19 protein-coding genes are annotated in these 23,902 nt (G+C 68.0%); 10 read left to right on the forward strand and 9 right to left on the reverse strand.

Annotated elements, in window-relative coordinates:
* The first annotated feature begins 27 nt into the window (after nt 1-27).
* The 4 genes from G4D83_RS01815 (at nt 28) to G4D83_RS01830 (ending at nt 5,192) form a co-directional block, all read left to right on the forward strand.
* On the forward strand, nt 28-2,865 hold the full coding sequence (locus G4D83_RS01815; protein ID WP_240356096.1) for a fused MFS/spermidine synthase: 2,838 nt from the start codon (nt 28-30) through the stop codon (nt 2,863-2,865).
* 165 nt (nt 2,866-3,030) lie between these two features.
* A complete protein-coding gene (locus G4D83_RS01820; RefSeq protein WP_141643904.1) occupies nt 3,031-3,288 on the forward strand; it encodes a hypothetical protein in 258 nt (85 codons plus the stop codon).
* A gap of 152 nt (nt 3,289-3,440) precedes the next feature.
* A complete protein-coding gene (locus G4D83_RS01825) occupies nt 3,441-4,334 on the forward strand; it encodes a hypothetical protein (RefSeq protein ID WP_163861922.1) in 894 nt (297 codons plus the stop codon).
* Nucleotides 4,335-4,424: 90 nt separating this feature from the next.
* Complete coding sequence (locus G4D83_RS01830) at nt 4,425-5,192, forward strand: MerR family transcriptional regulator (RefSeq protein ID WP_163861926.1); 768 nt, start codon at nt 4,425-4,427, stop codon at nt 5,190-5,192.
* 6 nt (nt 5,193-5,198) lie between these two features.
* On the opposite strand, the gene G4D83_RS01835 is transcribed toward G4D83_RS01830, so the two are convergent.
* The 5 genes from G4D83_RS01835 to G4D83_RS01855 all read right to left on the reverse strand — a co-directional run bounded on the left by G4D83_RS01835 (nt 5,199) and on the right by G4D83_RS01855 (nt 13,112).
* The gene (locus tag G4D83_RS01835) at nt 5,199-7,718 is read right to left on the reverse strand and encodes a YfhO family protein (RefSeq protein ID WP_163861928.1); all 2,520 of its coding nucleotides are present in this window, start codon (nt 7,716-7,718) and stop codon (nt 5,199-5,201) included.
* A complete protein-coding gene (locus G4D83_RS01840) occupies nt 7,715-9,223 on the reverse strand; it encodes a hypothetical protein (RefSeq protein WP_163861931.1) in 1,509 nt (502 codons plus the stop codon). Before G4D83_RS01840 ends, G4D83_RS01835 begins: the two co-directional genes overlap by 4 nt.
* 709 nt (nt 9,224-9,932) lie before the next feature.
* Entirely contained in the window at nt 9,933-10,250 is a 318-nt protein-coding gene (locus tag G4D83_RS01845) for a transposase (protein ID WP_163861934.1), read from the reverse strand.
* 2,305 nt (nt 10,251-12,555) lie between these two features.
* The gene (locus G4D83_RS01850; RefSeq protein WP_163861044.1) at nt 12,556-12,705 is read right to left on the reverse strand and encodes a hypothetical protein; all 150 of its coding nucleotides are present in this window, start codon (nt 12,703-12,705) and stop codon (nt 12,556-12,558) included.
* Nucleotides 12,702-13,112 (reverse strand): methylglyoxal synthase, encoded by a 411-nt coding sequence (locus G4D83_RS01855; RefSeq protein ID WP_163861937.1) that lies wholly within the window; start codon nt 13,110-13,112, stop codon nt 12,702-12,704. The genes G4D83_RS01850 and G4D83_RS01855 overlap by 4 nt, the downstream gene beginning before the upstream one ends.
* 573 nt (nt 13,113-13,685) lie before the next feature.
* On the opposite strand from G4D83_RS01855, the gene G4D83_RS01860 reads away from it, so the two are divergent.
* The 5 genes from G4D83_RS01860 to G4D83_RS01880 are packed head-to-tail and all read left to right on the forward strand — an operon-like array spanning nt 13,686 to nt 19,139.
* Nucleotides 13,686-15,011, forward strand: coding sequence for an amidohydrolase family protein (locus G4D83_RS01860; protein WP_163861940.1), 1,326 nt, complete (start codon nt 13,686-13,688; stop codon nt 15,009-15,011).
* 14 nt (nt 15,012-15,025) lie between these two features.
* A complete protein-coding gene (locus tag G4D83_RS01865; protein WP_163861942.1) occupies nt 15,026-16,000 on the forward strand; it encodes a class I SAM-dependent rRNA methyltransferase in 975 nt (324 codons plus the stop codon).
* A gap of 36 nt (nt 16,001-16,036) precedes the next feature.
* A complete protein-coding gene (locus G4D83_RS01870) occupies nt 16,037-17,338 on the forward strand; it encodes a serine/threonine protein kinase (RefSeq protein WP_163861945.1) in 1,302 nt (433 codons plus the stop codon).
* Between the two features lies 1 nt (nt 17,339).
* Entirely contained in the window at nt 17,340-18,137 is a 798-nt protein-coding gene (truA, locus tag G4D83_RS01875) for a tRNA pseudouridine(38-40) synthase TruA (protein WP_163861947.1), read from the forward strand.
* 21 nt (nt 18,138-18,158) lie between these two features.
* On the forward strand, nt 18,159-19,139 hold the full coding sequence (locus G4D83_RS01880) for a hypothetical protein (protein ID WP_163861949.1): 981 nt from the start codon (nt 18,159-18,161) through the stop codon (nt 19,137-19,139).
* A 74-nt stretch (nt 19,140-19,213) separates the two neighbouring features.
* On the opposite strand, the gene G4D83_RS01885 is transcribed toward G4D83_RS01880, so the two are convergent.
* Together G4D83_RS01885 and G4D83_RS01890 are read right to left on the reverse strand one after the other, a co-directional pair.
* Nucleotides 19,214-20,824: a Na+/H+ antiporter gene (locus tag G4D83_RS01885; RefSeq protein ID WP_163861952.1), complete on the reverse strand. Its 1,611-nt coding sequence runs from the start codon at nt 20,822-20,824 to the stop codon at nt 19,214-19,216.
* Nucleotides 20,825-20,923: 99 nt separating this feature from the next.
* The gene (locus tag G4D83_RS01890) at nt 20,924-21,367 is read right to left on the reverse strand and encodes an ATP-grasp domain-containing protein (RefSeq protein WP_240356097.1); all 444 of its coding nucleotides are present in this window, start codon (nt 21,365-21,367) and stop codon (nt 20,924-20,926) included.
* Here G4D83_RS01890 and G4D83_RS01895 point away from each other — a divergent pair, their 5' ends adjacent.
* Complete coding sequence (locus G4D83_RS01895) at nt 21,368-21,706, forward strand: hypothetical protein (RefSeq protein ID WP_163861046.1); 339 nt, start codon at nt 21,368-21,370, stop codon at nt 21,704-21,706.
* Between the two features lie 69 nt (nt 21,707-21,775).
* Here the strand turns inward: G4D83_RS01895 and argC are convergent, their stop codons facing one another.
* Nucleotides 21,776-22,843 (reverse strand): N-acetyl-gamma-glutamyl-phosphate reductase, encoded by a 1,068-nt coding sequence (gene argC / locus G4D83_RS01900; protein WP_163861955.1) that lies wholly within the window; start codon nt 22,841-22,843, stop codon nt 21,776-21,778.
* Complete coding sequence (locus tag G4D83_RS01905; protein WP_141643554.1) at nt 22,840-23,901, reverse strand: P-loop NTPase family protein; 1,062 nt, start codon at nt 23,899-23,901, stop codon at nt 22,840-22,842. The genes argC and G4D83_RS01905 overlap by 4 nt, the downstream gene beginning before the upstream one ends.
* Nucleotide 23,902: the final 1 nt, after the last annotated feature.

Genomic DNA, 23,902 nt, shown 5'->3' on the forward strand with positions numbered 1-23,902 from the left:
CTCATCGCGCGTTTCCCGAAGAACCTTGTGTCCGTCCTCCTCTTCCTTTCAGGAGGTACGGCGCTGGTCTACGAGTTGGTTTGGTCCAAGTATCTCGGGAACGTCCTGGGCAACAGTGGTCAGGCGCATGCCGTGGTGCTCGCCACCTTCATGGGCGGCCTGGCGCTCGGCGCATCTGTCTTCGGGCGGACAGCGGACCGGGTGAAGAGCCCGTTGGCCTTGTACGGCCTGCTGGAGCTGGGCGTGGCGCTGTACGCGCTGGCCTTCCCGTACGTCCTGGACGCCCTGGGGGCCCTGTGGCTGGCGGTGGCGCCTGGCGTGCCGGACGGGTGGCGCGTGGGGCCCCGGCTCCTGGTGGCCGCGGTGTCGCTGGTGGTGCCCACGCTCTTGATGGGCGGCACGCTGCCGGCGCTGGTGCGGCACTTCGCGGACAGCCTGTCCGGAGTGCAACGGGAGCTGGCGCGGCTGTATGCCGTCAACAGCCTGGGCGCGGCGCTGGGCGTCTTCATCGCGGGCACGAAGCTGGTTCCGGTGCTGGGGCTGTCGGCCTCGGCGAAGCTGGCGGCGGGGCTGAACCTGCTCCTGGCGGTGGCGGCGCTCCTGCTCGCGCGCAGGCATCCTCCCGCGTTGGCGCCAGGGCAGGCCGCGCCGGTGTCGGAGAGCGCGGCGAACCTGGCCTATCCCCGGGTGGCGGTGCGCGCGGCGCTGGTGGGCGTGGCGCTGTCGGGCTTCACGTCCATGCTGTACCAGGTGACCTGGATTCGCCTCCTGTCCATCGTCCTGGGCGCGTCCACGTACGCCTTCACGCTCATCCTCACCGCGTTCATCCTGGGCATCGGCCTGGGCAGCTTCTGGCTGATGACGCGCGCGCGGAAGTCAGACTCGCTGAAGCTGTACGCGCAGATGCAGGTGGCGCTGGTGGCCAGCCTCTGCGTGGCCCTGCCGCTCTACGTGCGGCTGCCGCACCTGTTCCGCTCGGCGCAGTGGATGATGACGCGCTCGGTGGACACCTGGCCTTTGTTCCAGTTGTTGACGTTTGGCTTCTGCTGCCTCGTCCTGCTGGTGCCCACCTTCTTCATGGGCGCGGCCTTCCCGGCGGCGGCGCGCGTGGCCACGGCGAAGGTGTCCGAAGTCGGACGGGAGCTGGGTGGCGTCTATCTCTGGAACACGGTGGGCACGATTACGGGCTCCGCACTGGGCGGGCTGGTGCTGATGCCGTGGTGGGGCATGGAGGGCAACTTCGTGGCGGGCGTGGTGGCGAACCTCGCCGCCGCCGCGCTGGCCTTCCACGCGCTGCCGAACCGTCCCTCGAGCCCCGTGCGCGCGCTGTGGCCGGTGGGCGCCGCGGCCCTGCTGGCGGCGGTGGTTCTCGGAGGGATGAGCGGCTGGTCCGTCCGGCTGTCGGGCATCGCCTCCATCCGCTCCCACCAGAAGCCGCCGGAGAGCTACGCGAAGCTGGTGGAGGAGACGGAGAAGAACATCCACCCCGTCTTCTACCGGGACGACACCTTCGCCACGGTGATGGTGGCCGACTACCCGGCGGACCACCTGCGCTTCATGAAGCTCAACGGGAAGATTGACGCCTCCAACGGCAGCGACGTGGAGACGCAGGTGATTGCGGGTCACCTGGGCGCGCTGCTGCATCCGCGCGAGCCGAAGAACGTGCTCCTCGTCGGCGCGGGCGCTGCGATTACAGCGGGCAGCGTGCTGGCACATCCGGTGGAGCGCCTGGACATGGTGGAGATTGCGCCAGCGGTCATCGACGCGGCGCGCCTGTTCAAGGATGACAACCGCAACGCGGTGGACGACCCCCGGACGCGCGTGCACATCGACGACGCGAAGACGTTCATGGCGCTGGCCGACCGCAAGTACGACCTGGTGGTGAGCGTGCCCTCCAATCCGTGGGTGGCGGGCGTGTCCGGCCTCTTCACGCGGGACTTCTTCCAGACGGTGGACCGGCACCTCGCGGACGACGGCGTGCTGGTGCAGTGGATCCACACCTACGAGAGCAACGACGAGCTCATCCGGCTGGTGGTGCGCACGCTGCGCGACACCTTCCCGCATGCGACGACGTGGCTGGGGCCGCATGACCTGGTGCTGGTGGCCAGTCGCAAGCCGCTGGCCTTCGACGCTCAGCGCCTGGCCCAGCGGATGGCGGTGCCGGACGTGCGCGCGGACATGGCGCGCGTGGGCCTGACGGATGTCTTCGCGCTCCTGTCCAAGCAGGTGCACAGCGAGGACGGGCAGCTCGCCTTCGCGGGCCCGGGCCCCATCAACACGGACGACCACAACCTGCTGGAGTACGCGTCCCCCATCGCCTTCTTCGTGGCGAACATCGACGTGCGCGTGAAGGACGAGCGGCGCTCTCCGGAAGGGGGCTCGCGCCTGTTCCTGGAGGACTACCTGCGCCAGCACCCACCCACGGCGGAGGAGGCCGCGCGGCTGTACCGGAACATGGAGCGCTACCACGCGGCGAATGATCCACTGGTGCGCGGCGTGGCCACGCTGTGGCGCTCGGTGGACCCGGACAACCGCGAGGCGACGGTGGCGCTGGGCAAGGCCGCCCTGGCCCAGAAGGATTTGACGCTGGCCGCGCAGCTGCTGGAGCCGGAGGTGGCCAAGGGTGGGCGGGAGCCAGGGCTGATCGCTGCCTACCTGAAGCTCGTCGCCGAGCGTGCCTGGGCGACGCGGACGGTGTGGACCCCGGTGGATGCCGTCCCTGCCCTGGCCCTGGGCCGGCAGGTGGCCGCCGAGTTCCCGGCCGACGCGGAACTCGCACGGGCCGTGCGCAACCTGTGCGATGCTCTCCCTGCCTCGGCGTGTGCCCCTCCGAAAAGCCCCGTCGCAGCCCCGGTTGGCCCCTAAGCGGGCATCCAAACCGTGAGAAAAAGGCCTATCCGCCGGGAATTACAGGGGATTAGCCCCATCCTCCCGATGACGGATGGAGGTGCAGGTGGGATCTCCCGTACTGTGCTTTTCAACCCCGAGTAACAGGGTGTCTTTCCCGTTCTGAACCCCCAGGAGACTTCCATGAAGGCGATCTCGAAGAAGAACCAGCTCCGCAAGGCTCGTGGTCAGGGCATGACCGAGTACATCATCATCGTTGCCCTCATCGCGATCGCCGCCATCGGCGTCGTGACGCTGTTCGGCGACAACATTCGCAAGCTGTTCGGCGCCTCCGCGGCGGCCCTGGCGGGTAACTCCAACGTCGCCAACGACGGCCAGAGCTCCAACGTCGCCCTGAACAAGAAGACCATGAAGAGCTTCGGCGAGAACAACGCCTACTAAGCTTTCATGTCTCGGAGGCGTCGCCTCTCGGCGGTGCCTCTGCTCACGTGGCGGGAGTCCTCTTCACCGAGGACCCCGCCATGTTTCTTTGTGCGCTCGTGCTCGGTCGCTGTGCAGGTGGCCGGAGACGGGCCGACGTCCAGGATGCCTCCTTGCGTGACTCCACCTCCGCGGACTCTGCAGTGCTGCGTCGCCGGGTGGTGCTGTACCGGACGCTGTCGCTGGTGCTGACGGTGTTCCTGCTGGCGGTGTTGTTCGCCGTGAAGCGCGCGATGACGGTGCCCGAGGACCCGGAGGTGGAGGTCTTCGACGTGCCCGCCGTCTTCGAGGCGCTGGCGAAGAAGAACCCCGACGCCGCGGATGTCTCCGACACCTTCTTCTTCTCGGACACCGCCACGGTGCACCTGCACGTCATGGGGCGAGGGCAGGCGTGTCCGCTGCACATCCACCGTCGCACGCACGAGGCGACCGTCATCGTCGCGGGGCAGGCGGAGGTGCATCAAATCTGGGGGCGGGATGGCGTGCTGGCGGAGCGGCGCGGGACGCATCATCCCGGCGCGCTGATTGCCTCCGAGCCCTTCACCGGCCACGCGTGGTTCAACCGCGCCGAGGACCAGATGCTGGGCAACCTCGTGTTCGCGACCCCGCGCTTCGACGGCAACCTGTACGTCGAGCCGACGGATGCGCGACTGATGCAAGGGCCGGAGCCGTTCACCTACGCGCCCACCCGCGCGCTGGTGCTGCTGGCCGAGCAGGCCGGTGGCGTGGCGGTGGAGACGTTGCCGGCGCTGGAGGGGAAGATGTCGAGCGTGGTGCTCGCCAAGGGAGAGCACGTCCTGAAGGCCACGCGTGCGGAGCCCGTCATCGCCTATGTCGCGGAGGGGGCGGGCTCGCTGACGGCGGCGGAGGAGCGGCCGGTGAAGCCGGGCCAGCTCTGGGTGCTGCGGCGCGACGCGACGGTGCGCGTGGCCGAGGGGGCCTCGCTGATGCTGTATGTCTTCCGTCCTCCGGTGGACGCTCCGCCCGACGTGGCGCGAGGCGAGTGAGCCCGTGACAGGCTGCCCGCTCGCGACGCGGTGAGGGGTTGACCCTCACGCGACGTGAGGCCTTAGACATCTCATCCGAGGTGAAGAGAGATGGCTCTGACGGTCAGCCAGGTGGCCCGATTGGCGAAGGTCAGCGTTCGGGCGCTGCATCACTACGACGAGCTCGGCCTGCTGTGTCCTTCAGGGCGCAGCGAGGCGGGGTACCGGCTGTACACCCAGGCGGACCTGGAGCGGCTGCAGCAGGTGCTCTTCTTCCGGGAGCTGGCTTTCCCGCTGGAGGAGATTCGCCGCATCCTGACGGACTCTCGCTTCGACCTTCGCGCGGCCTTGCTCATGCAGCGGCAGTTGCTGACCGAGCGGGCCTCGCGGCTGGACGCACTCCGCCACGCCGTGGACGCGGCGTTGGACGCACTGGACCAGGGGACGACGATGGACCGCGAGAAGATGTTCGAGGCGTTTGGGGACTTCGACCCTTCGAAGTACGAGGCCGAGGTGAAGGAGCGCTGGGGCGACACGGAGGCCTACAAGGAGTCGGCCCGACGGACCTCGCGCTACAAGAAGGAGGACTGGAGCACGCTCAAGGCGGAAGGGGACCAGCTCATGAAGGCGCTCGGGGAGCACCTGGGTGCCGGACATGCGCCGACGGAGCCCAAGGTGCTGGCGCTCGCGGAGGCGCATCGCCAGTACATCTCGAAGTGGTTCTACCCGTGCTCGTACGTCATCCACCGGGGGCTCGGGGAGATGTACGTGAGTGACTCGCGCTTCACGGAGAACATCGACAGCGTGAAGCCCGGGCTCTCGCGGTACCTGCGCGACGCCTTCGTGGCGAACGCGGAACGACACGGCGCGGAGTCGTGAGGTCCGTCACGCACGGGCGAGCGGACGCCGTCTCGCCTTGAGCCACACGAAGCCGAGCCCCGCCCAGCCGAGCAGGGACAACAGGAGTCCCGCGCGGAAGCTGAGCGGGGTGTAGTCGAAGCGGACGTGATGCTCACCGGGAGAGAGGCGCACGGCTCGCAGGGAGTGGTCCGCGCGGTGGATGGGGGTGTCCTGGCTGTCCACCGTCGCGCGCCATCCCGGGTAGTAGCTGTCGGAGACGATGAGGTAGCTGTCGTCGCAGGCCCTCACGTCCAGCGCCAGGTGCTGGGCTCCGCTGCTGGAAGGACGCACGGAGCCTTCGCACTCGGGGCGTTCAAGCGGCTCGCCCGAGGCGAGGAAGGCAATCTCCCGGAAGGGCTGGTCGGCATCCAGCACCGCCTCCAGGGCTTCGTCATCCGTCACCACGCGGGCGCGTTGGACGAGGAACGCTCGCGGCAGGGCGGTGCGCGAGCGGGACAGGGTGGTGCCGTCCTCGGCGCGGTGGAGCAGCTCCAGGTCCTCGAACGGAGGCGGGCCCTGGCGGAGGTAGTGGGTGACTCCGGCCAGGTCATAGACGCTGCGCTCTCCGGCGAGGTGGAAGCGGTCCGAGCGAGCGGGCTCGGGAGCGCCGTAGCCTTCGAGCGCGGGCAGACGCTCCTCGACGAAGCGGTTCGGCATGAGGCGGTCGAGGCTGCGCTCGATGGTGTTCGTCACCACGGCGCGGGTGGGGTCCTCGGGGCCTTCGATGTCCGCGCTGATGCGCCCCTGGAAGGGCTGGGGCAGCAGAGCGCGCAAGGAGAAGGGCTGTCGCAGCGAGTCCCAGGGCGTGTATTTCGGAATGCCCAGGAGCGAGTGCGCCGCGGCGAGCTCGAGAACGGCGAGCGCCGCGAGTCCATGGCGGACGCGACGCGGGCGCGCGAAGGACCACGGCAGCAGGAACAGGATGAGGGTGGCGAGCCCCAGTGCGAAGGGCACCCAGGGTGCACCCGCCTCGGCGGAGGCGCGCATGGGGAGCATGCGGACGACGGGGCCGATGGCGGCGATGGCGGCGCCCATGGCGACGAAGGCGATGGCGGCCTTCAGTCGAGACGGGGGCAGCTTGTGCGCCAGTCGCCCCAGCGCATCCAGGCCGAAGGCGGAGAGCACCGAGAGACAGAAGGCCGCGCCTACGAAGTACTTCGCCGGATAACGGAAGAGGGAGAAGGGCGGCACGGACTGGAGGACCCAGGCCGAGGGAGGGAAGTGGCGGCCCAGGCTCAACATCACCAGCGTGAGCGCACCCACCACGAAGGGCCGCGCGCGACGAGGGCCGTGCAGTCCGCCGATGATGGCGAGCGCGCAGGGCAGGGTGCCGAGAAAGAGGTTGAGGATGAACCACTGGTCCTCGCCCCAGTACCTGTCGCGAGGCCAGTCCGCGAGCGGCCACACCGAGGACAGCACCTGGGGCCAGGACACGGACCAGGCGAGCTGCTCGGCCCAGCCGCGCTGCGAGCGCAGGGAGTTCCGAGCGAACTCGGCCGTCGGGAACAAGGCCACCGAGGCGAGCACGGCGGACAGGATGAATCCACCGGTGACGCGAGCCACGGCGAGCCCCCGGGCCCGGAGGCCGGTCCGTGGGTCGCGCGAGCTTGAAGGTGCTTCCGCAGTGGGGACGCCGTGGAGCCGGGAATCACGGGGGAGCGCTTCGACTTCCGTCGACGGATTCCCCGCTGCGACCGCATGGAGCTGAAGTGCCGCGCTTGCTGACTCAGCGCCTGCGCGGGGCGGCGTTCCCTGTTCCCTGTCTGTCGAGGTGGCGGTATTCGGCCCGGCGGTGTGAGAGGCGCCTATCGGTTGAGACGAGGCGGCCAGTCCACGAGTCGCAGGGGTTGTTTCATAAGCCCGGCGTCTCGTCGAATCCCCGAGCATGGCCACCAGCACCGCGACGATTCCCTGCCACAGCGTCGTCTCAGGCGAGCCAGCGAAGAGAGACAGCGCGGAGAAGATGGCGAGGCGAGAGAGCGGACCGGGTCCAGGCCGGTGCGCGAGGTCATGCGCGGCGAGGAGGATGAACCCGCTCCATGCCGCCGCGTCCACGACGTTCTGCTGGATGCCCAGGTCCGTCATCATCGGCGACAAGCCGAACATGGCTCCCGCGACGAGCGACGCGGGCCATGAGGCGCGCAGCTTCCTGACGAGCAGGAACACGCCCACCGCCGCGAGCGCCGCGTGCGCGACGTGCATCACCGTCATCGAGGCGATGGGGCCGGAGATGAGCACCGCCACCCAGCGCGGTGGATAGAACACCTGCGAGTAGAGCGTGGCCGCGAAGGGCTGCCCCAGTCGGAGGTAGGGCGTCCACAAGGGCAACTCGCCCGCGCGCAGGGACTCCAGCAGGAAGGCGGAGTCGGGGAAGAAGATGCGGAACACGTCACGCCCGGCGAGCAGCTCTCCCCGCAGCACCGGGCTGTAGGCGAAGGCGAGCATCGCCACGAGGCCCACGACGGCGAGCCCTGCCTTCCGTGCGTCCTTCCGCCGCCCTGTCATGGGTGGCCCGTCGTGGTGGTGCGCTCGCGAATCCACAGCACGTAGTTGCCGTCCCGTGCCTCCTCGCGCCAGCCACCGAGCACCTTCAGGTTGTCGAGCAGGATGTTGCCGGGGTTCTCGATGTCCCAGAGCAGGTAGTCCGGGTCATAGCGGGTCAGGGCTTCTTCCCAGCCGGGCTCGCCCCAGACGAGCTTGTCGTAGTCCTCGTGGACCGACATGGGGAACGGGTCGTTCCGGCTGTCGATGAACACCTTGTAGTCGGCGCCCGCGAAGAACGAGATGGGCCCGCCGATGACGAAGGGGTTGAGCACCTTGCCGGGAGGGTGCTTGCGCAGCGCCTCGAAGACCGGGATGGGGATGACGGAGCGCTTCACGCCCTGCTCGAACGGCATCGGATTCTGCGCATGAATCAAGACGAGCCCCGCCAGGGCGAGCGTGGGCCAGAGCGCGCCACCCGCCTTGTCACTCCATCCGGCGGTCAGTGCATCGAACCGCGCCCAGAAGCGCTTCCACGCTCCAGCCGGCGCATCCGTTGCCACGGCGGAGTCTCGACTCAGCGCGACATGTTCCAGGAGCGCGAGCGCCAGCAGCACGGCGGCGAACGGCGCATGGCGCTGCACCTTGATGGCGGCGAGACCGAGGACGAAGGCGGGGAGGAGAATGGCCACCTTGCGCGCGCGGGCCTGTCCCACGGCGAAGCAGGCCGCGCCGCCGAGCGCGAGGTACGCCCAGCTCGAGGCGAGGTCCAGGTTGAGCGGACGCCACTCGACGATGGTCTGGGTGGACGCCAGCAGCGAATGGTGGAGCGGGTACAGGTAGATGTTGAGCCCGTCCGGCCCCAGTCCCGCCATGAGGAACGCCGCGACACTGAAGCCGATGGCTCGCAGCGAGCGGCGGCGCGACTCCGGAGTGCCTTCATCCAGGGCCTGACCGACAGCGGTGGCGCCGAGCAGCGCCGGGCCGAGGAGCCAGCTCCCGTGGACGTTGGCCCAGACGGCGCCGAGGAAGGGGAACACCCAGAGGATGCGGTCATTGCCGGCGCGCCAGGACTGGATGGCGAGCACCGCGAGGGTGAAGAGCAGGTGTCCCAGGTGGTAGGGGCGCTCTTGGGGCCACGTGGGGGCATAGACGACGAGGAGGGCCGCGAGCGTCGCGACGGCGAGCAACCCGCGCCGCCCCGAGGCCGCGCGCTCCAGGACGGTCCACAGGAGCATGAGGTTGAGGGCGACGAGGCCGGCGACCAGGAGGGCGGGCCCGGCGGCGCCCAGCCAGCGAACCAGGGCGACGCAGAGGACACCGAAGCCCCACTCATGGGGGACCCAGCCCGCGGTGCCGGTGACGCTGAAGGGGTCGATGCGGGTGAAGCCGTTCTTCAAGACGAACTGTCCACCGGCGAGGTGGAAGAACAGGTCGAAGTTCTTGAGCGGCGACATCCCGAGCCGCACGGTGAGCACCAGTGCCGCCAGGGCCGCTGGACCGGGAAGGAGGAGGGACCGCGTTCTCATGTGGGCCGCAGGCTACTTCGCTCCTGGGGCCCCTGCGAAGGCATGCTTGCTGGGAGGCCGAAGAGGCGAGGAGGCCCTGGCCCACCGTGGGCCGAGCCCCCTCTTCAGACTGTGGCAGCTCCACTGATGCCTATCGGCCGAGGGCGCAGGAGATTGACCCCGCTATCTGCTCGTGGATGAGGATGGCGCATATCCGGGAGAGTCAGCCCGGAACGATTCTTCCGGCCCCATGATGCGGGTGTGACATGAACTCAAGGATTCTGTTGCTGGTCTTTCTGATGGGATGTGCGCATTCGGTTGTTCCTCAAGGGGTGGTTCATGCCAAGGCAGTTTCCGAGTGTCTTGTGAGTTCTGGTCAAGCGGATGTGCTTGGTATTCCGGAGGGTTGGGCTCGCACGCCAGAGTGTCGCGAACGTTGGTGGGATGCAGCTCGTGAATTCGAACTGCGTTCGACTTGTGAGACTGATGATGAATGTGTGCTGGTTTCATTGCAGCCGAGCCTGCATGGGGGGTGCTGGCTTGTTTCTTCGCGGTCCGTGCTGAAGAATGATGCGCAGCAGTACTTTGAGCGGGTTGCGGCTGCTTGTGGTTCCTTCAATGTCTCATGTCAGGGCAGGCCCAGTACGCGCTGCGTGAATGGCAGATGCAGGATTCCCGGGTATCCGAAGATGCGTGTGCCGCGCGATTCGAGTTGTGGTGACGTGGCGCGCTAAACCGGAAGCACCAGGGCCTCAAGTCCAGGCAGGTCTGCCTCCAACTTCAGCGCCAGTCGGCGCATGACCGCCGCGTCTGCCCAGGCGCTGCCACTGACGTACTGTTGGATGCACTGGCGCCTGGCCTCCTTCTTGCCATCCTCCCCCACCAGCGGACCTGCCACTGGGTCGATGCTCTTGCGCTCGACCTCAAGCAGAAGACCCTTCACGTACCAGTTCATCGCCCGCCGCCATTCTACTCGACCCAGGCCCGAGAACATCGACTCAAGGATGCCCCAGCTCTCCTCCAGTCGCTTCACCTGCTTCGGCGTCATGCTCGGGGACTACTTCGCCCACCCTCCTGCATTCTTGAAGCGACCAAGTCGTATTAGGAGCGTGGCCATGGCGACATATCGCCACCGGGCCGCGAGCCAATCACCGTGGGTTTGTTGGTTCGTTCGCCTGAAGCCGTCCAATCGTGGTGCGCGAACATTCAGGGGTGCCTTACGGCGCTTCCGTGTTCGGATGGACGTCGACGGAGCATATCGGATGGAGGCACGGTTTCCATCATGGCGCCGTCACGGTTCGACGCTCCTTGCGTAAAATGGGGCGTCTCCCGGTGCAGCCGAAAGCATGGGTTAGTATTGCCTGGGGATAGAAGTGCATGCCTTCTCTCCCGGAATCGAGGTCATCCCGTGAGCGTCCTGGCCCGTCTGAAGTGGGTGGTTGACCGATGGATGCACCCCCTTGTACTGGCAGCGCATGACCAGCGTACTTGTGAGGGGTTCACGATTTACGGGGACAGTGAACATGACTTTGCTCTGGTGGTCGAAGCCATCGAGCTTCTTCGTGACTCGGATCCCCTGCGTTTCCGAAGAGCCGTCTGGCACTTCCCTTTGGTGCTTTGTGCTCCATTGGGGACGTGCGGCAGTCCCGTGACTCGCACATTCTATCTGAATACTCGCGAGTTTTCTGAGCCGCTCTCGGTGGCACTCGCATTGGTCCATGCTTCGATGCAGGCAGTTGTGATTGCAAGGTATCCACGAAAGGGCCAGGAGGCGTTGATAGGTCAGCGTATTTGCGCGCGTGACGGAGAACTCTTTCTGCGCAGGGCTGGAAGGCTCCTTTTGCTTGAGCAACGAGAGATGGAGAACTGGATCACGGAACTGAGACATGCTCACGGGGATGGTCCTTTCGAGAGAAGAGGGGCCGGAGATCGTTCTCGTCAACTCCGTGAACTCCTTGACTACGCCCGTGGGAAGTGGTGACGATGGCTTGCCTTCAGGAAAGTAGGCCCGAAGGAGGATGCCCTGATGTCTGTTCGACGAGGATTCTTCCACGGTGCGTGGGCAGTGATGCTCATCTCGGGTTCTTCACTGGCCGAGGAAGCTTCAGGAAAGAGTTGCGTGCCCGTCCATGTGGCAGGTCGGGTCCTGACGGAAGTCTGCCCGGAGCCCTGGGGGAGCGCGGTCGGAATTCCCCCTACGGGAACGGCGGTGCTGGCGAAGCGGGCGGGGCGCGTCTGGCTCGACTACCTATCGGTCGGGCAACTCGCCTTTATGTTCTGGGGGCATGCAGAGTCCAACGCTTCGTGTGAATCGCGGCCCGAGGTTCTTGCTCATGTGCAGCGCACGACGGGAGTTGTCCTGAAAGGCCCCCGCATAGAGCAATGGGGGCACTGGCCCAACTTCTCCTGGCGGGAGTGTCATGATGGTGCGCTGGCTGGAGACAGATTGAGCGTTTGCTGCGAGCGGAGGGCCGGCGCCAGCAATCGTGCCGTCGTCACGCTCCAGGTCGTACTGCGGACCCGCCACCATGAGCGATGGATGGAGACTCGGCCTCGCTCCTTGGGGGAGGAGGTCATTCCTTGAATGTCATGCGCAGGGTGATGACAGGAGTGGAGGGCATGGCGGCTCTTCAGGGCGTGGGGCTTCTCCTCGTGTTGCCTCTATGGGGGTGTGCGCATCCGGTGGTGCCTCGCGATGTCGCGCATGCCAGGAAAATATCTGAGTGCCTTGTGTCTGCAGGCCGGGAGGATCTTCTCGACCCAAATGGCAATTGGGAACTCACTCCTGAATGCCGCGACACATGGTGGGCCGCTGCCAAGGAGATAGAAGAGCGCTCAACCTGTCAGGCAGATGATGACTGCTCTCTTGTTGCGTTGTGGCCTGTTCCATATGACGCGTGTTGGCTGGTCGGCTCGAAGAAGATAGTGAACGAGGAACTGCCACGCATCAGCCACCGCGTGCATGCTTCCTGTGGCTACTTTGGCGGCATGTGCTCGGATGCGCCACGAGTGCGCTGTGTCGAGGGGAAGTGCAGGGCACCGGGATACCCCCGGATGAATGTCCCTCCCGAGACGGGGTGTGATACGGCCCCGCCCTGATTCGATGGCGGGTGCAAGACGCCACCACGCAGGAAGAAGCGGCACAGGGCAGTGGGTCGTTTCGCCCGGCCCTGAGCCGACCACCCTGGCAAGTCTTCGTTTCGGATTCCGGGACCTGCCCCGCTCCCGTCTTCCGGGACCCGTGCTACGACAGTTCCCGGACACGGAAAGTCGCCTGCTGCTGAAAAGCTGCGCTGTGTTCCGGGCGGATGGCTGGGTCCGGCGCGGTATGGCCGTGGTCGTCGAAGGTGGGGTCATCCGCCGCGTCGCTCCGGATGCCCAGGTGCCTGTCCGTCCAGGTGGCCGATGGATGGTTTCATGAGCATCCGCCCTTCGCCCGGACTGGGCGGAGGCAGGGCCACCTCCACCAACTCCATGTCTTCAGGCCCGCCGGCGCGGTTCATGCGGACTCCCTCCCTCCGTTTCTCATTGCCGCTGCGCGTTGCTGGAGTTGAGACAACACCAGATGTGCGGACGCTACGTTGGTCGCGCACGGCGTATTGTGCACTTCACAGGCGCGGAGCAGGGCGTTGATATCCGGTTCGTGTCCCTGCGGCGTCATCGGGTCGCGCAGGAAGATCACGCAGTCGATCTCGCCTTCCACCAGCAGCGAGGCGATCTGCACGTCGCCGCCAAAGGGGCCGGAGTGCTTGCGGTTCACTTCCAACCCCAGCTCGTGGGTCAGGCGGCTTCCGGTGGTGCCGGTGGCGGTCAGCGTGCAGGTCGAGAGGAAGGCCTTGTATCCGGCGGCCAGGGCGACCATGTCGTCTTTTTTCGTGTCGTGAGCAATCAGCGCAATGCGGAATTTCATTCGGGATCCCCTCTACACGGCGGCTCAACTCGTAACAGCGCCCTCCTCGAATGCGCGAGCAGCCGCCCGCTCCTCCCGCACAAAGCAGACATCGACACTGTCCCTCCGGACAATGCGCCTCATTGTTCACCAATACAGCGTATCGGCGGGATGGACGCCCTGTTGACGGGAGGGTGCAGCAGGGGCGAGGAGGGCCGCCCGAGCGATGTTCCCAGCCGGTGTGAGCGGGCTGACCCTGCGGGGCCTCATGTTTCCCCGCATTGAGCCCGCAAGCAGGGATGAGCGCGGGACACGTCGGGCGGAAGTCGAGACAGCGTGGCGCGACGAACCGACGAGAGCCCGAGGCGGTAATACATATTGGGAATGGAACCGTTGCACGCACTCGCTGGCTGTCGGGTGGACCGGGTGGGCCCTTCGTAGGCGGTGGGCAGTTCGGTCCCCGGACCCCGTGGCTCGGCGGAGCAGCGCCCTGCCCTGAGTCGCCTCCTCTGGCAAGTCTTCGTTTCGGACCCCGGATTCCGGGACTTACCCCGCGCTCGTCTTCCGGGACCCGTGCTATGACAGAGGCCGGACATGGAAGGTCGCCTGCTGCTGAAAAACTGCGCTGTGTTCCGGGCGGATGGCCGGGTCCGGCGTGGTATGGCCGTGGTCGTCGAAGGTGGGGTCATCCGCCGCGTCGCTCCGGATGCCCAGGTGCCCGTCCTTCCGGGTGACTGGGAAGTCGCCTGTCGAGGCCGACTCGTCGCCCCCGGGCTGGTGGACAGCCACTCGCACCTCGTCAACGGCCAGCTCCTGCCGCCCAATGGCCAGTTCCTCCTCCTGCCACCTCGCGAGCGGCTGGAGCGCATGCGCCGCGTGGCCCGCCTCGTCTCCTCCGAGGATATCGAAGCCCTCACGCGCTTCGCCGCCGCCCGCGCGCTGCTCGATGGTGTCACCCTCGTCGTAGAGCACCTCGCCTGTTCAGACGTCGCCGGAGGGCTCGACGCCCAGGCCCGCGCCGCCGAGAGCGTGGGCCTTCGACTGGTGACGAGCCACTCCACGCACAGCATGGATGGCGCCGCGCAAGCCGACGCGTGGCTCGACGCCAACGCGGACTTCGCCCGCCGTTACGCGAAGCACCACCTGGTGCGCGGAGCCCTGGGCTTCCACGCCTCCTATACGTGCGAGGACGCACTCCTCTCGCGAATCTCACGCCTCAGCGCGGAGCTCGAAGTCCCCACCGTCTTCCATCTCGCGGAGAACGAGGACGACCTCAGCACCACCTACGCCCGCCACGGTCAGCGCGTGGTTCCCCGGCTGGATGCGCTGGGCCTGCTCGGTCCTCGCGCCATCGCCGGTTACGCGCGCGCGCTGGACAGCTCCGAGGCCGCGCGCCTGGAGCAGACGGAGACCTTCGTCTCGCTCGCGGCCCGAGGCGTGCGCACCCTGGAGCGCGGCACGGACCCGATGGAGGCCATCCTCCTGCGGCTGCACCTGCTCGGACTGGGCACGGGCGGCCACGGCACCCTCCAGGACGAGCTGCTCGCGGCCCTCGTGGGCGTGCTGCGCATCTCCCGCGCGGGGCATCTGCCCGACGTGGACAGCACCCTCGCTCACCTGCTCGTCAACGGCCCTGCGGAGCTGTGCACGCGGCTGTTCGGCCTGCCCTCGGGCACCGTGGAGGAAGGCAGCCTCGCGGACCTCGTCGTCTACGACTCCATCCCCGCGGCCGACCCCGAGACGGGCTACTCGCCGTATCTCATTGGGCAGCTCGCCCGCTCGCCCGTGGCCTGGACCATCGTCGACGGACGCGTCCGCGTGCGCGAAGGGCAGCTCCTGGGCACCGACTACGTGGACCTCTCCCGCGCCGCGACCGAGGCGCTCGAGCGCGTCTGGTCTCGCGCCCGACTGGGAAGCTGATACAGGGAGGGCCCATGCCCACCCTCGTGGACACGCTTCGGACCGCGCAAGCCCGGCGCGGCCCCCTGTTGACCGACGCTCGCACCACCGCCTTCCGCGTCCTCCACGGCGAGGCCGACGGCGTCCCCGACGTGACGGTGGACCGCTTCGGCGGCCTGTATGTCCTCAGCCTCTACCGCGACTTCACGCCCTCGGAGGAAGAGGCGCTGCTCGACGCCGCCATGACGGCCTGGGCGCCGACGAGCCTCTATCTCAAGCGCCGTCCCCGCGAGGCGCGAGTCCTCGCCAACGTGGCGAAGGAGACGCTGGCCCCGGAGACCGCAACCCGGGGCGAGCCGGTGGAGTCCCTCACGGCCCTGGAGAACGGCCTGTCCTTCCTCATCCGCCCCGGCCAGGGCCTCTCGGTGGGGCTGTACCTGGACATGCGCGACACCCGCGCGTGGCTGCTGAAGGAGGCGCGCGGCCTCACCGTGCTCAACCTCTTCGCCTACACCTGTGCGTTCGGCGTGGTGGCGACGGCGGGAGGCGCGAAGCGGGCGCTCAACCTGGACGCGAGCCGCCGCGTGCTGGAGTGGGGCGAGGAGAACGCCCGACTCAACGGCCAGCCCGTGGACCGCTATGACTACGTGGCCGGGGATGTCTTCGACTGGCTCAAGCGCCTGGCGAAGAAGGGCGAGACGTTCGACCTCGTCATCGCGGACCCGCCGTCATTCTCCAACACGAAAGAGGCCCGCTTCTCCGCCGCTCGCGACTACGCCCGCCTGGCCGAGGCCACCGCGCGCGTCGTCTCGCCCGGAGGCCGGCTGGTCGCCTGCTGCAACCATGCGGGCCTGCCGGCGAAGCGCTTCGAGGCCATGGTGTCGGAGGGCCTCTCGCTGGCCGGACGACAGGGCAGGGCGGTGAGCTCCTCGGGCCCTTCTTCCCTCGACTTTCCGAGCCCTCCGGGCCAGGAGCCGGCCCTGAAGGTCCACGTCGTCCAACTTCGTTAGCGTCGGGCCCCCTGGCGCGGGTAAGGTCGGGACGCCATGTCTCCCGTCGCACCGCAGCAGCGCGAAACCGGTCGCTTTGGAAAGTACCGGCTCATCGACCGCATCGCCGTCGGAGGGATGGCGGAGATCTTCCTCGCGCATCAGGAAGGCGAGGACGGCCGCGAGACGCCCGTCGTCATCAAGCGCATCCGTCCGCACCTGTCCAAGCACGCGGCCTTCGTGAAGATGTTCCTCAACGAGGCCCGGCTTGCTTCCCAGCTCAACCACCCCAACGTCGTGCAGATTCACGACCTGGGGAAGATTGCCGAGAGCTACTTCATCGCCATGGAGTACGTGGCCGGCCGGGACATGCGCCGCGTCGTGCCCAAGGCGGAGGCGCTCGGGATTCCCTTCCCGCTGGTGTACGCGGTGAAGATTGCCTCGTGCGTCTGCGCGGGCCTGCACCACGCGCACACGAAGGCGGACCTGTACGACAGCCCGCTGAACATCGTCCACCGGGACGTGTCGCCGGAGAACATCGTCGTCGCCTTCGACGGCTCGGTGAAGATTCTCGACTTCGGCATCGCCAAGGCCGCCAACCAGGTGGGCCAGACGCGCACGGGCGAAATCAAGGGCAAGCTCAGCTACATGAGCCCGGAGCAGTGTCTGGGCAAGGCGCTGGACTGTCGCAGCGACGTGTTCTCGCTCGGCGTGGTGCTCTACGAGTGGCTCACGGGCTTCAAGCTCTTCACGGGCGAGTCCGAGGTCGCCGTGATGCGCAGCATCACCGAGGGGAAGATCTACGCGCCCTCGTACTTCCGCGAGGACCTGCCTGAGCGCGTGGAAGTCATCCTGATGAAGGCCCTGGAGAGAGACCGGGACAGGCGCTACCAGACGGCGGCGGAGATGCAGAAGGACCTGGACGCGTTCCTGGACGCGTACGACTTCACGCCCACGCCGCTGCACCTGGCCAACTTCATCAAGCAACTCTTCGAGGAGGAGCTCCAGGAGGAGCAGCGCCGGCAGCGCAACCGCGTCGCCTCCGCGCCGACGTCCGAGGAAGCGCTGGAGCTGTCGGAGGTCGTCGCCACGTTGGACCCGGTGCCGCCGCCGGCCCCGGTTTCGCCACCAGCTCCGGTGTTCGAGCCTCCTCCCGCCGTCACCGCGCCGCTCACCATTCCCCCGGGCATCGCCGCGCTGGCGCCGGGTGGCCCCGACGAGCGCACCGAGCCGCGCATGCTGGCCGTGCCCCTCTCCGCGGAGGTGCTGGAGGCGGTGGAGAAAGTGGCCCGTCGCAACGACATCCCCGCCGGACGCATGGTGGCGGAGCTCCTCGAGTCCTGGCTCAAGTACCGCTGACATGCCTCGGCTGAAGCTGACGCTCGAATACGAGGGCACTCGCTACGTGGGTTGGCAGGTGCAGCCCAATGGGCGCTCGCTCCAGGCGGTGATGGAGGAGGCGCTGTCCAAGCTCTTGAGCGAGCCGGTGTCGGTCCGTTCCGCCGGGCGCACGGACTCCGGCGTGCACGCCACGGGGCAGGTGATCTGCTTCGACACGGAGCGGGTGCTGCCCATGAAGGCGTACGTCATGGGGCTCAACGGCCTGTTGCCGAATGACGTGGCGGTGGTGGACGCGGTGGAGGCGCCCGAGGGGTTCGACCCGCGTCGCTGGTCTCGCGGCAAGCGCTACCGTTACCGGCTGAACAATCGTCGCACGCGCTCCCCGCTGCACCGCACGACGCACTGGGAGGTCTTCGCTCCGCTGGATGTGGAGGCCATGCGCAGGGCGGCGGCGCACCTGGTGGGCCGGCATGACTTCTCCGCGTTCCGGGCGGCGGACTGCCAGGCGAAGCACGCGGTGCGGGAAGTGCGCAGCGTCACGGTGGAGGGCGCGGCGGGAGGTGCCATCTCCATCGTGGTGGAGGGCACGGCCTTCCTGAAGCACATGGTGCGCAACCTCGTGGGCTCACTGGTCGACGTGGGCAAGGGGAAGCGGCCCGAGGCGTGGGTGGGGGAGGTGCTGGCTTCGCGCAACCGGAAGCTGGCGGGACAGACGGCGCCGCCCCAGGGGCTGGTGCTGGAGGAGGTCTTCTACGCGGAGGGCCCGCCTCCTCGGACACCGGGCGGCGAAGCGGACGTGGACGAGGACGAGGGCTGAACTGGGGTAGGCTGCCTGCCCGTGAGCCCCAAGCCGAGTGTCCTCGAGCCGCTGCGCGTCCGAATCCGTCGTTTCCAGTTCATCGTCGGACTGGGTTTCATCGCGCTCGTTCTGGGCTCTGCCCTCAGCGTGTCGCTGACGCTGCGGCTGAGTCTGCGTGTGCAGGCGCTGCCCTTCGTTCCGTTGAAGGTGTTGGTGGCGGTGCTGCTGGAGAACGTGTGGTTGCTCGGCGTGCTGCCGGTGCTCTGCTACGGCGCGGGCCGGGTGATGGAGCTCAAGCCCTGGCAAACGGCGGGTGGCGCGGCCGTCTCCGGTGCCACCTTCGTGCTCGCGCTGGGCTTCGTCCAGGGCGGCGCGGACTCGCTGTGGCTGGGTGGGCTGGGCTCGGTGCTGAACGTCGCGGTGTTTGGTGCGGGCATCGTCGTCAGTGCGCGCGCGCTGAAGGCCGGAAGGGCCGCCGCCGCGAATCAATCCGAGAAGACCCAATCCAAGGCCGAGGAGCGCAAGGGCGAGTACGACGAGTTCCTCCGCGCGGCGGAGCAGGGCGGTGCCCGGCTGGAGCAGCGCGAGGCCCAGACCGCCGCCGAGGCCCGCGTCGACACGTCCGTCCAGGCGCCTGAGTCGTCCGCCGAGGCCCGCGTCGACACGTCCGTCCAGGCGCCTGAGTCGTCCACCGAGGCTCGCGTTGACACGTCCGTCCAGGCGCCTGAGTCGTCCACCGAGGCTCGCGTCGATACCTCGGTCCAGGCACCCGCGTCGTCCGCAAGCGCCGAGGCTCGCGTGGACACGTCCGTCACGGGCCCGGCTTCCGAATCAGGCACCGAGGCGCGTGTGGACACACCCGTGTCCGCGGTGGAGTCCCTCGGGTCCGCCACCGCGAGCGCGGTGCAGGCAACTCCCTCGGAAGTGGAGCGCCCGGACCCGGTGATTCGCCTGCCCGAGCAATCCCTCTCCGCTGCGTCGACAGAGACTCCCGACACCTCGAAGACGCCGACGGCCTGAGCGAACTTCAGGCTCCTCAAACCCGCGTCACGGGAGCCCGCGAAGGCAGCCCGTGACGCGAAGTCCCCCGGACGTCAGGTCCCGACGGCGCCCGTGGGCGTCGTGGGCATGGCGGGCACCGACGTGTGCATCTCGGCGGCGTCGGCGTGGGCGATGCGCTCATCCAGCTCCGCTGTGAGCCGCTCGAACGCCTCCTTGCCGATGGCGGCGGACTGATACGCCTTGAGCAGCGACTCCTTCTCCACGATGAGCATGCGGCGGACGGCCTCCTGGTGCTCCTCCTCATGGAAGCGCATCGACTGCTGCTTGAGCTGGGCGAGCTCCTTCTCCGTCACGCTCTCCTTCTCCTGGTAGTCCTTCTCCAACTGGGTCAGCACCTCTGCGGGAATCTCGCGCGTGCGGCGCATGCCCTCGAGCGCGGCCATCGCGGCGTGGATGGCCCCGAGCCGACCGCGCGCCAGCTCGTACTGCTCCTGGTACGCATCCTTCAGTCCGGTGATGCCCAGCTTGCGCAAGAGCGGCGCCATGGAGAGGCCCTGGATGACGATGGACAGCACCACCACGCCGAACGTCATGTTCACCAGGAGCTCACGGTGGTCGAAGTCCGCCGGAAGACTGAGCACCAGCACCATGGAGATGGCGCCTCGCAAACCGCTCCAGGTGAGCACCGCGCTCCAGGTCCAGGGCATGCGCTCCTTCGTGAGCTTCAACAGCGCGGATACGCCGTACACCACCACCGCCCGGCCCGCGATGACCGCCACGTAGGCCGCCAGAATCGGCTTCCACGACGCGAGCAGCGACGACAGGTTCACCTCCAGGCCGATGAGGAGGAACACCACCGAGTTGAGCGCGAAGGACCAGTACTCCCAGAAGCTCTCCACCGCGACGCGCGTGGTGGGGCTCATGCCCTCGTGCGTGGCCCAGTTGCCGCAGAGCATGCCCGCCACCACCGTCGCGATGACGCCCGAGTAGTGGAAGTTCTCCGCGATGACGAACGAGCCGTACGCCGCGATGACGGTGCAGGTGATTTCCACCATCGCGTCATCCACGCGCTTGATGACCCGCGCCGCCGCGTACCCCACCGCGCTGCCCACCAGCACGCCCATGCCCGCGACCTTGATGAAGTCCATCACCGCGCCGCCCACGGTGAACTGGCCTCCCGTCGCCACCGCCACCACCAGCGTGAAGAGCACCACGGCGGTGCCGTCGTTGAGCAGGCTCTCACCCTCCACCAGGATGAGCAGGCGCTTGGGCGCGCCGAGCGTCTTGAACAACCCCACCACCGCGATCGGGTCCGTCGAGACGATGACCGCCGCGAACACCAGCGCCGGAATCATCCCGAAGCCCGTCACCACGTTCATCCCCTCCACCCACTGCGAGAGGAGGAGCGCCGTCAGCCCCGCCGAGGCCGCCACGCCCGGAATCGCCATGGCGTGGATGGCCAGCTTGTTCTTCCAGAACTTGCGGAACTCGACGTGGAACGCCGCCTCGAACAAGAGGCCCGGCAGGATGATGGCGAACAACAACTCCTTGGTGAGGTGCGGTGGCTCGAAGAGGTGCACCGCACCCAACGTGAGCCCCGCCACGACGAGCGCCACCGTGTAGGGAATCTTGAAGTACCGCGCCGCGATGGCCACCGCGGTCGCGACTGCGAAGATGAGGACGAAGGCCAATTCGAAGTGCATCGTTCCTTGCCTGTTTTGACGTCAAACCTTCGCGCACCATAACCCAGGTGCGCGCCGTGACGGGTGCTCTCAAGTGGGGTCGAAGTAGCGGGTGCCTGGCTACCCGGCCCCCAGCAGGGGCTCGAAGAGCGTGCGAGGGTCCAACCCCGGGGGCAAGCCGGAGACGCCGCCGTCATTCACCTCGACGATGGCCCAGCCGCCATCCTCCAGCATGGCGACGTCGAGGGAGAAGAAGGGTGAGTCGATGCGGCGGCCCAGCGGTTCGAAGGCGGTGAAGTCAGGCACCTCGACGTCGAACTCATGGTACGGCTCGGCCGCGAGCAGGCGGCCGTGTCCGAAGAAGAGGCGGAACTCCAGGCGCGCGGGGCCGGTGGGCGTCCTGCCGTAAACCTTGAGGGGCAGGTACTTCCGGACGACGAGGCCCCGCTCGAAGCGCTCACCGCGCTCATCCACGAGGTTGGCGCACGTCCGCTCGAAGTCCGCGCGGGTGGCGCCGGCCGGGACGAAGCAGGCCTCCTCCCAGCGCTCCTTGGCGGACTTCACGTGGTCCTTGAGGATGTACGGCGGCCGACTGGTCCCTCCCTCGAGACAGGGCTCACGTGTTCGAGTCCGCTGACCACGAGCGGAGCCGAGGCCACCATCACCTGGAACACGGGGGAGACGTCCTGGTTCGACTACACCCAGGCCAGCATCAACGTCGGGGGGCTGACGACGGTGGTGGCCTACGTGGGCACGGTGCTGCACGGGAAGTTCTACGGCTCCACCGTGACCTGGACGATTACCTATACGTCAGCGCTGTTGAACCTGGCCTGCCTGATCAACCCCGAGGGCTTGTCCGTGCTGCAAGGCGTGTCGCAGCTGACCGTCACCCGCGTCCTCTAACCCAGGCCTCGAAAGAGGCCGTGGGCCACCGCGCCCGCTCCATGGCTCCCGGAGCGGGCGCGGCGTCGTTCACGGGTAGCAGGCGGCCTGACGCAGCCCGGTGTCCTCGGGGAAGCCGAGGGACACGTTGAAGTTCTGCACGGCTTGGCCGGCCATGCCCTTCACCAGGTTGTCCAGCGCGGCCATGACGGCCACGGAGCGGCCCTTCGTCGCCACGGAGATGTCGCAGAAGTTGCTGCCGGTGACGGCGGCGACGCGCGGCGTGCCCTCGACGATGCGGACGAACTTGGATCCCTCGTAGTAGCGGCGGAACTTGTCCGTCAGCGACTGCGTCACCACCGCGCCGCCGTGCTCGGGCCACTCGAACTGCACGGTGGCGAAGATGCCGCGCACCATGGGCGCCGAATGCGGCACGAAGGCCAGCCGGTGGCGCTGCGCGCCGTGGGCCACGAGCATGACCTCGACCTCCGCCTCGTGCTGGTGCTCCAGCGGCTTGTACGCGCGGAAGTCATGCGCGCGCGTCGGGTGGTGCGTGCCCTCGCCCGGCAGCGAGCCGGAGCCGGAGGAGCCCGTCACACCCGAGACGGCCAGGAGGCCCAGGCCCGGCGTGGCGGCGATGGGCAGGAGCGCCAACTGCACCGCGGTGGCGAAGCAGCCGGGGTTGGCGATGCGCCTGGCGCCCTTGATCTCCTCGCGCTTCCACTCGGTGAGGCCGTACGTGAAGGTGCCCAGCAGGTCCGGAGCGGGGTGCGGCTTGCCATAGGCGCCCGCGTATCGCCCCGGGTGGTCCAGCCGGAAGTCGGAGGACAGGTCGACCAACAGCAGGCGGTCGGCGAGCCCCACCTCGGCCCACTTCTTCTCCAGGCCGAGGAACTGGGTGGCCAGTTCGCCGTGGCCCAGCGCGCTGAACAGCACGGGCTGCTGCGAGTCCGCGAGCCAGCGCCAGTCCGGCTCCGCCTCGAACTTCGCGTCCACCAGTCCGCGCAGGTGCGGGTGCACCTTGTGGACGGGCTCGCCCGCGTGGTGCCGGGACACGACGCGGATGCCGGCCACCGCCGGGTGCCCGGAGAGAATCCGCAACAGCTCGCCTCCGCCGAAACCGGAGGCCCCCAGGATGTAGATGTTCGCCCGCGTCATGACTTCCTCCCCGCGCCCAGCTTGGGCGAGAGCTTCTCCAGGATGAGACCACCCAACGCCGCCGGGTCCGCGCGAGCGTTACGCGCCGGCACACCAACCACTTGCTCCACGAAGCGCACGCCCACCGCGTTGTCCGTGGCCGGTCCCGCCAGCACGTCCACGTCGATGCCGTACGTCTCCTTCAGATGCCGCACGCCGCCCGCCGCGCCCACCGGGTCGTTGGCGCACATCACCCACGCGCCCGCGAGCGCCTTGAGCTCCGGGTCCGCCAGAATCGCCTGGACGCCGTACTCGCCCATGATGCCGTCGCCCGTCTCCGCGACGATGACGTCCACGTCGGACACCGCCAGCTCGGAGAACAGCACCCGCGCCACTCGCGCCGCCGTGCGAGGCCCCGTGCAGACGATGCCCGCGTCCGTGAAGTCCATCACCACGTCCGCGCCGGAGTCCTGCATGCTCAGCGTGTCACGCATCAGCGACACGCCCGTGAGCTTCGCGCCGCCCACGCGGTATCCGGCCTGCGCCAGCCTGCGCACCATGGCGCTGGCGGCGAACGTCTTGCCCGCGTTCATGCACGTGCCCACCACGTAGACGACGGGGCACTTCACCGCCACGTTGGTGCCCTTGAGCGCGCCGGACATCACGTGCGCGGGCTGCCCGTTGCGTGACATCAGCTCCGGGAACTCCAGCACCTGGCCCAGCACTTCCGCCTCGAAGGGCATGCCCACGCCGGGGTTGTGCGAGGTGCACTTGCCGATGACGCCGCCCATGTTCAGCACGTGCAGCCGCTGGCCCACGGTGACGGACTCGGGCACCACGCCCTCGTAGCCGTGCAGCGCGTTGCGGTGACCCAGCGCGCCCACCATGATGTCGCCCGCGTGCAGCGTGACGAGGCGGCCGTGGACGTCCTCGAGCTGGTTGTAGACCGTCTTCTCGCCGTGGATGCGGATGGCGATGACGGCGCCTTCCTCGGCCTTGACCTCGGGCGTGAGGTGCACGGTGCGCCCCAGGCCCAGGTTCCGGGTGACGCTTCCCACCTTGTCGACGAAGACCTTCATG

The sequence above is a fragment of the Myxococcus eversor genome, from assembly GCF_010894455.1.
In the GTDB taxonomy this organism is placed as follows: Bacteria; Myxococcota; Myxococcia; order Myxococcales; family Myxococcaceae; genus Myxococcus; species Myxococcus eversor.

Excerpts from the sequence above, each read along its gene's own strand:
- G4D83_RS01845 (WP_163861934.1), bottom strand. The coding sequence starts at position 10,250 with ATGACGCCGAAGCAGGTGAAGCGACTGGAGGAGAGCTGGGGCATCCTT.
- G4D83_RS01840 (WP_163861931.1), bottom strand. The coding sequence starts at position 9,223 with ATGAGAACGCGGTCCCTCCTCCTTCCCGGTCCAGCGGCCCTGGCGGCA.
- argC (WP_163861955.1), bottom strand. The coding sequence starts at position 22,843 with ATGACGCGGGCGAACATCTACATCCTGGGGGCCTCCGGTTTCGGCGGA.
- G4D83_RS01830 (WP_163861926.1), top strand. The coding sequence starts at position 4,425 with ATGGCTCTGACGGTCAGCCAGGTGGCCCGATTGGCGAAGGTCAGCGTT.
- G4D83_RS01835 (WP_163861928.1), bottom strand. The coding sequence starts at position 7,718 with ATGACAGGGCGGCGGAAGGACGCACGGAAGGCAGGGCTCGCCGTCGTG.
- G4D83_RS01885 (WP_163861952.1), bottom strand. The coding sequence starts at position 20,824 with ATGCACTTCGAATTGGCCTTCGTCCTCATCTTCGCAGTCGCGACCGCG.
- G4D83_RS01865 (WP_163861942.1), top strand. The coding sequence starts at position 15,026 with ATGCCCACCCTCGTGGACACGCTTCGGACCGCGCAAGCCCGGCGCGGC.
- G4D83_RS01855 (WP_163861937.1), bottom strand. The coding sequence starts at position 13,112 with ATGAAATTCCGCATTGCGCTGATTGCTCACGACACGAAAAAAGACGAC.
- G4D83_RS01905 (WP_141643554.1), bottom strand. The coding sequence starts at position 23,901 with ATGAAGGTCTTCGTCGACAAGGTGGGAAGCGTCACCCGGAACCTGGGC.
- truA (WP_163861947.1), top strand. The coding sequence starts at position 17,340 with ATGCCTCGGCTGAAGCTGACGCTCGAATACGAGGGCACTCGCTACGTG.
- G4D83_RS01870 (WP_163861945.1), top strand. The coding sequence starts at position 16,037 with ATGTCTCCCGTCGCACCGCAGCAGCGCGAAACCGGTCGCTTTGGAAAG.
- G4D83_RS01850 (WP_163861044.1), bottom strand. The coding sequence starts at position 12,705 with ATGAACCGCGCCGGCGGGCCTGAAGACATGGAGTTGGTGGAGGTGGCC.
- G4D83_RS01820 (WP_141643904.1), top strand. The coding sequence starts at position 3,031 with ATGAAGGCGATCTCGAAGAAGAACCAGCTCCGCAAGGCTCGTGGTCAG.
- G4D83_RS01860 (WP_163861940.1), top strand. The coding sequence starts at position 13,686 with ATGGAAGGTCGCCTGCTGCTGAAAAACTGCGCTGTGTTCCGGGCGGAT.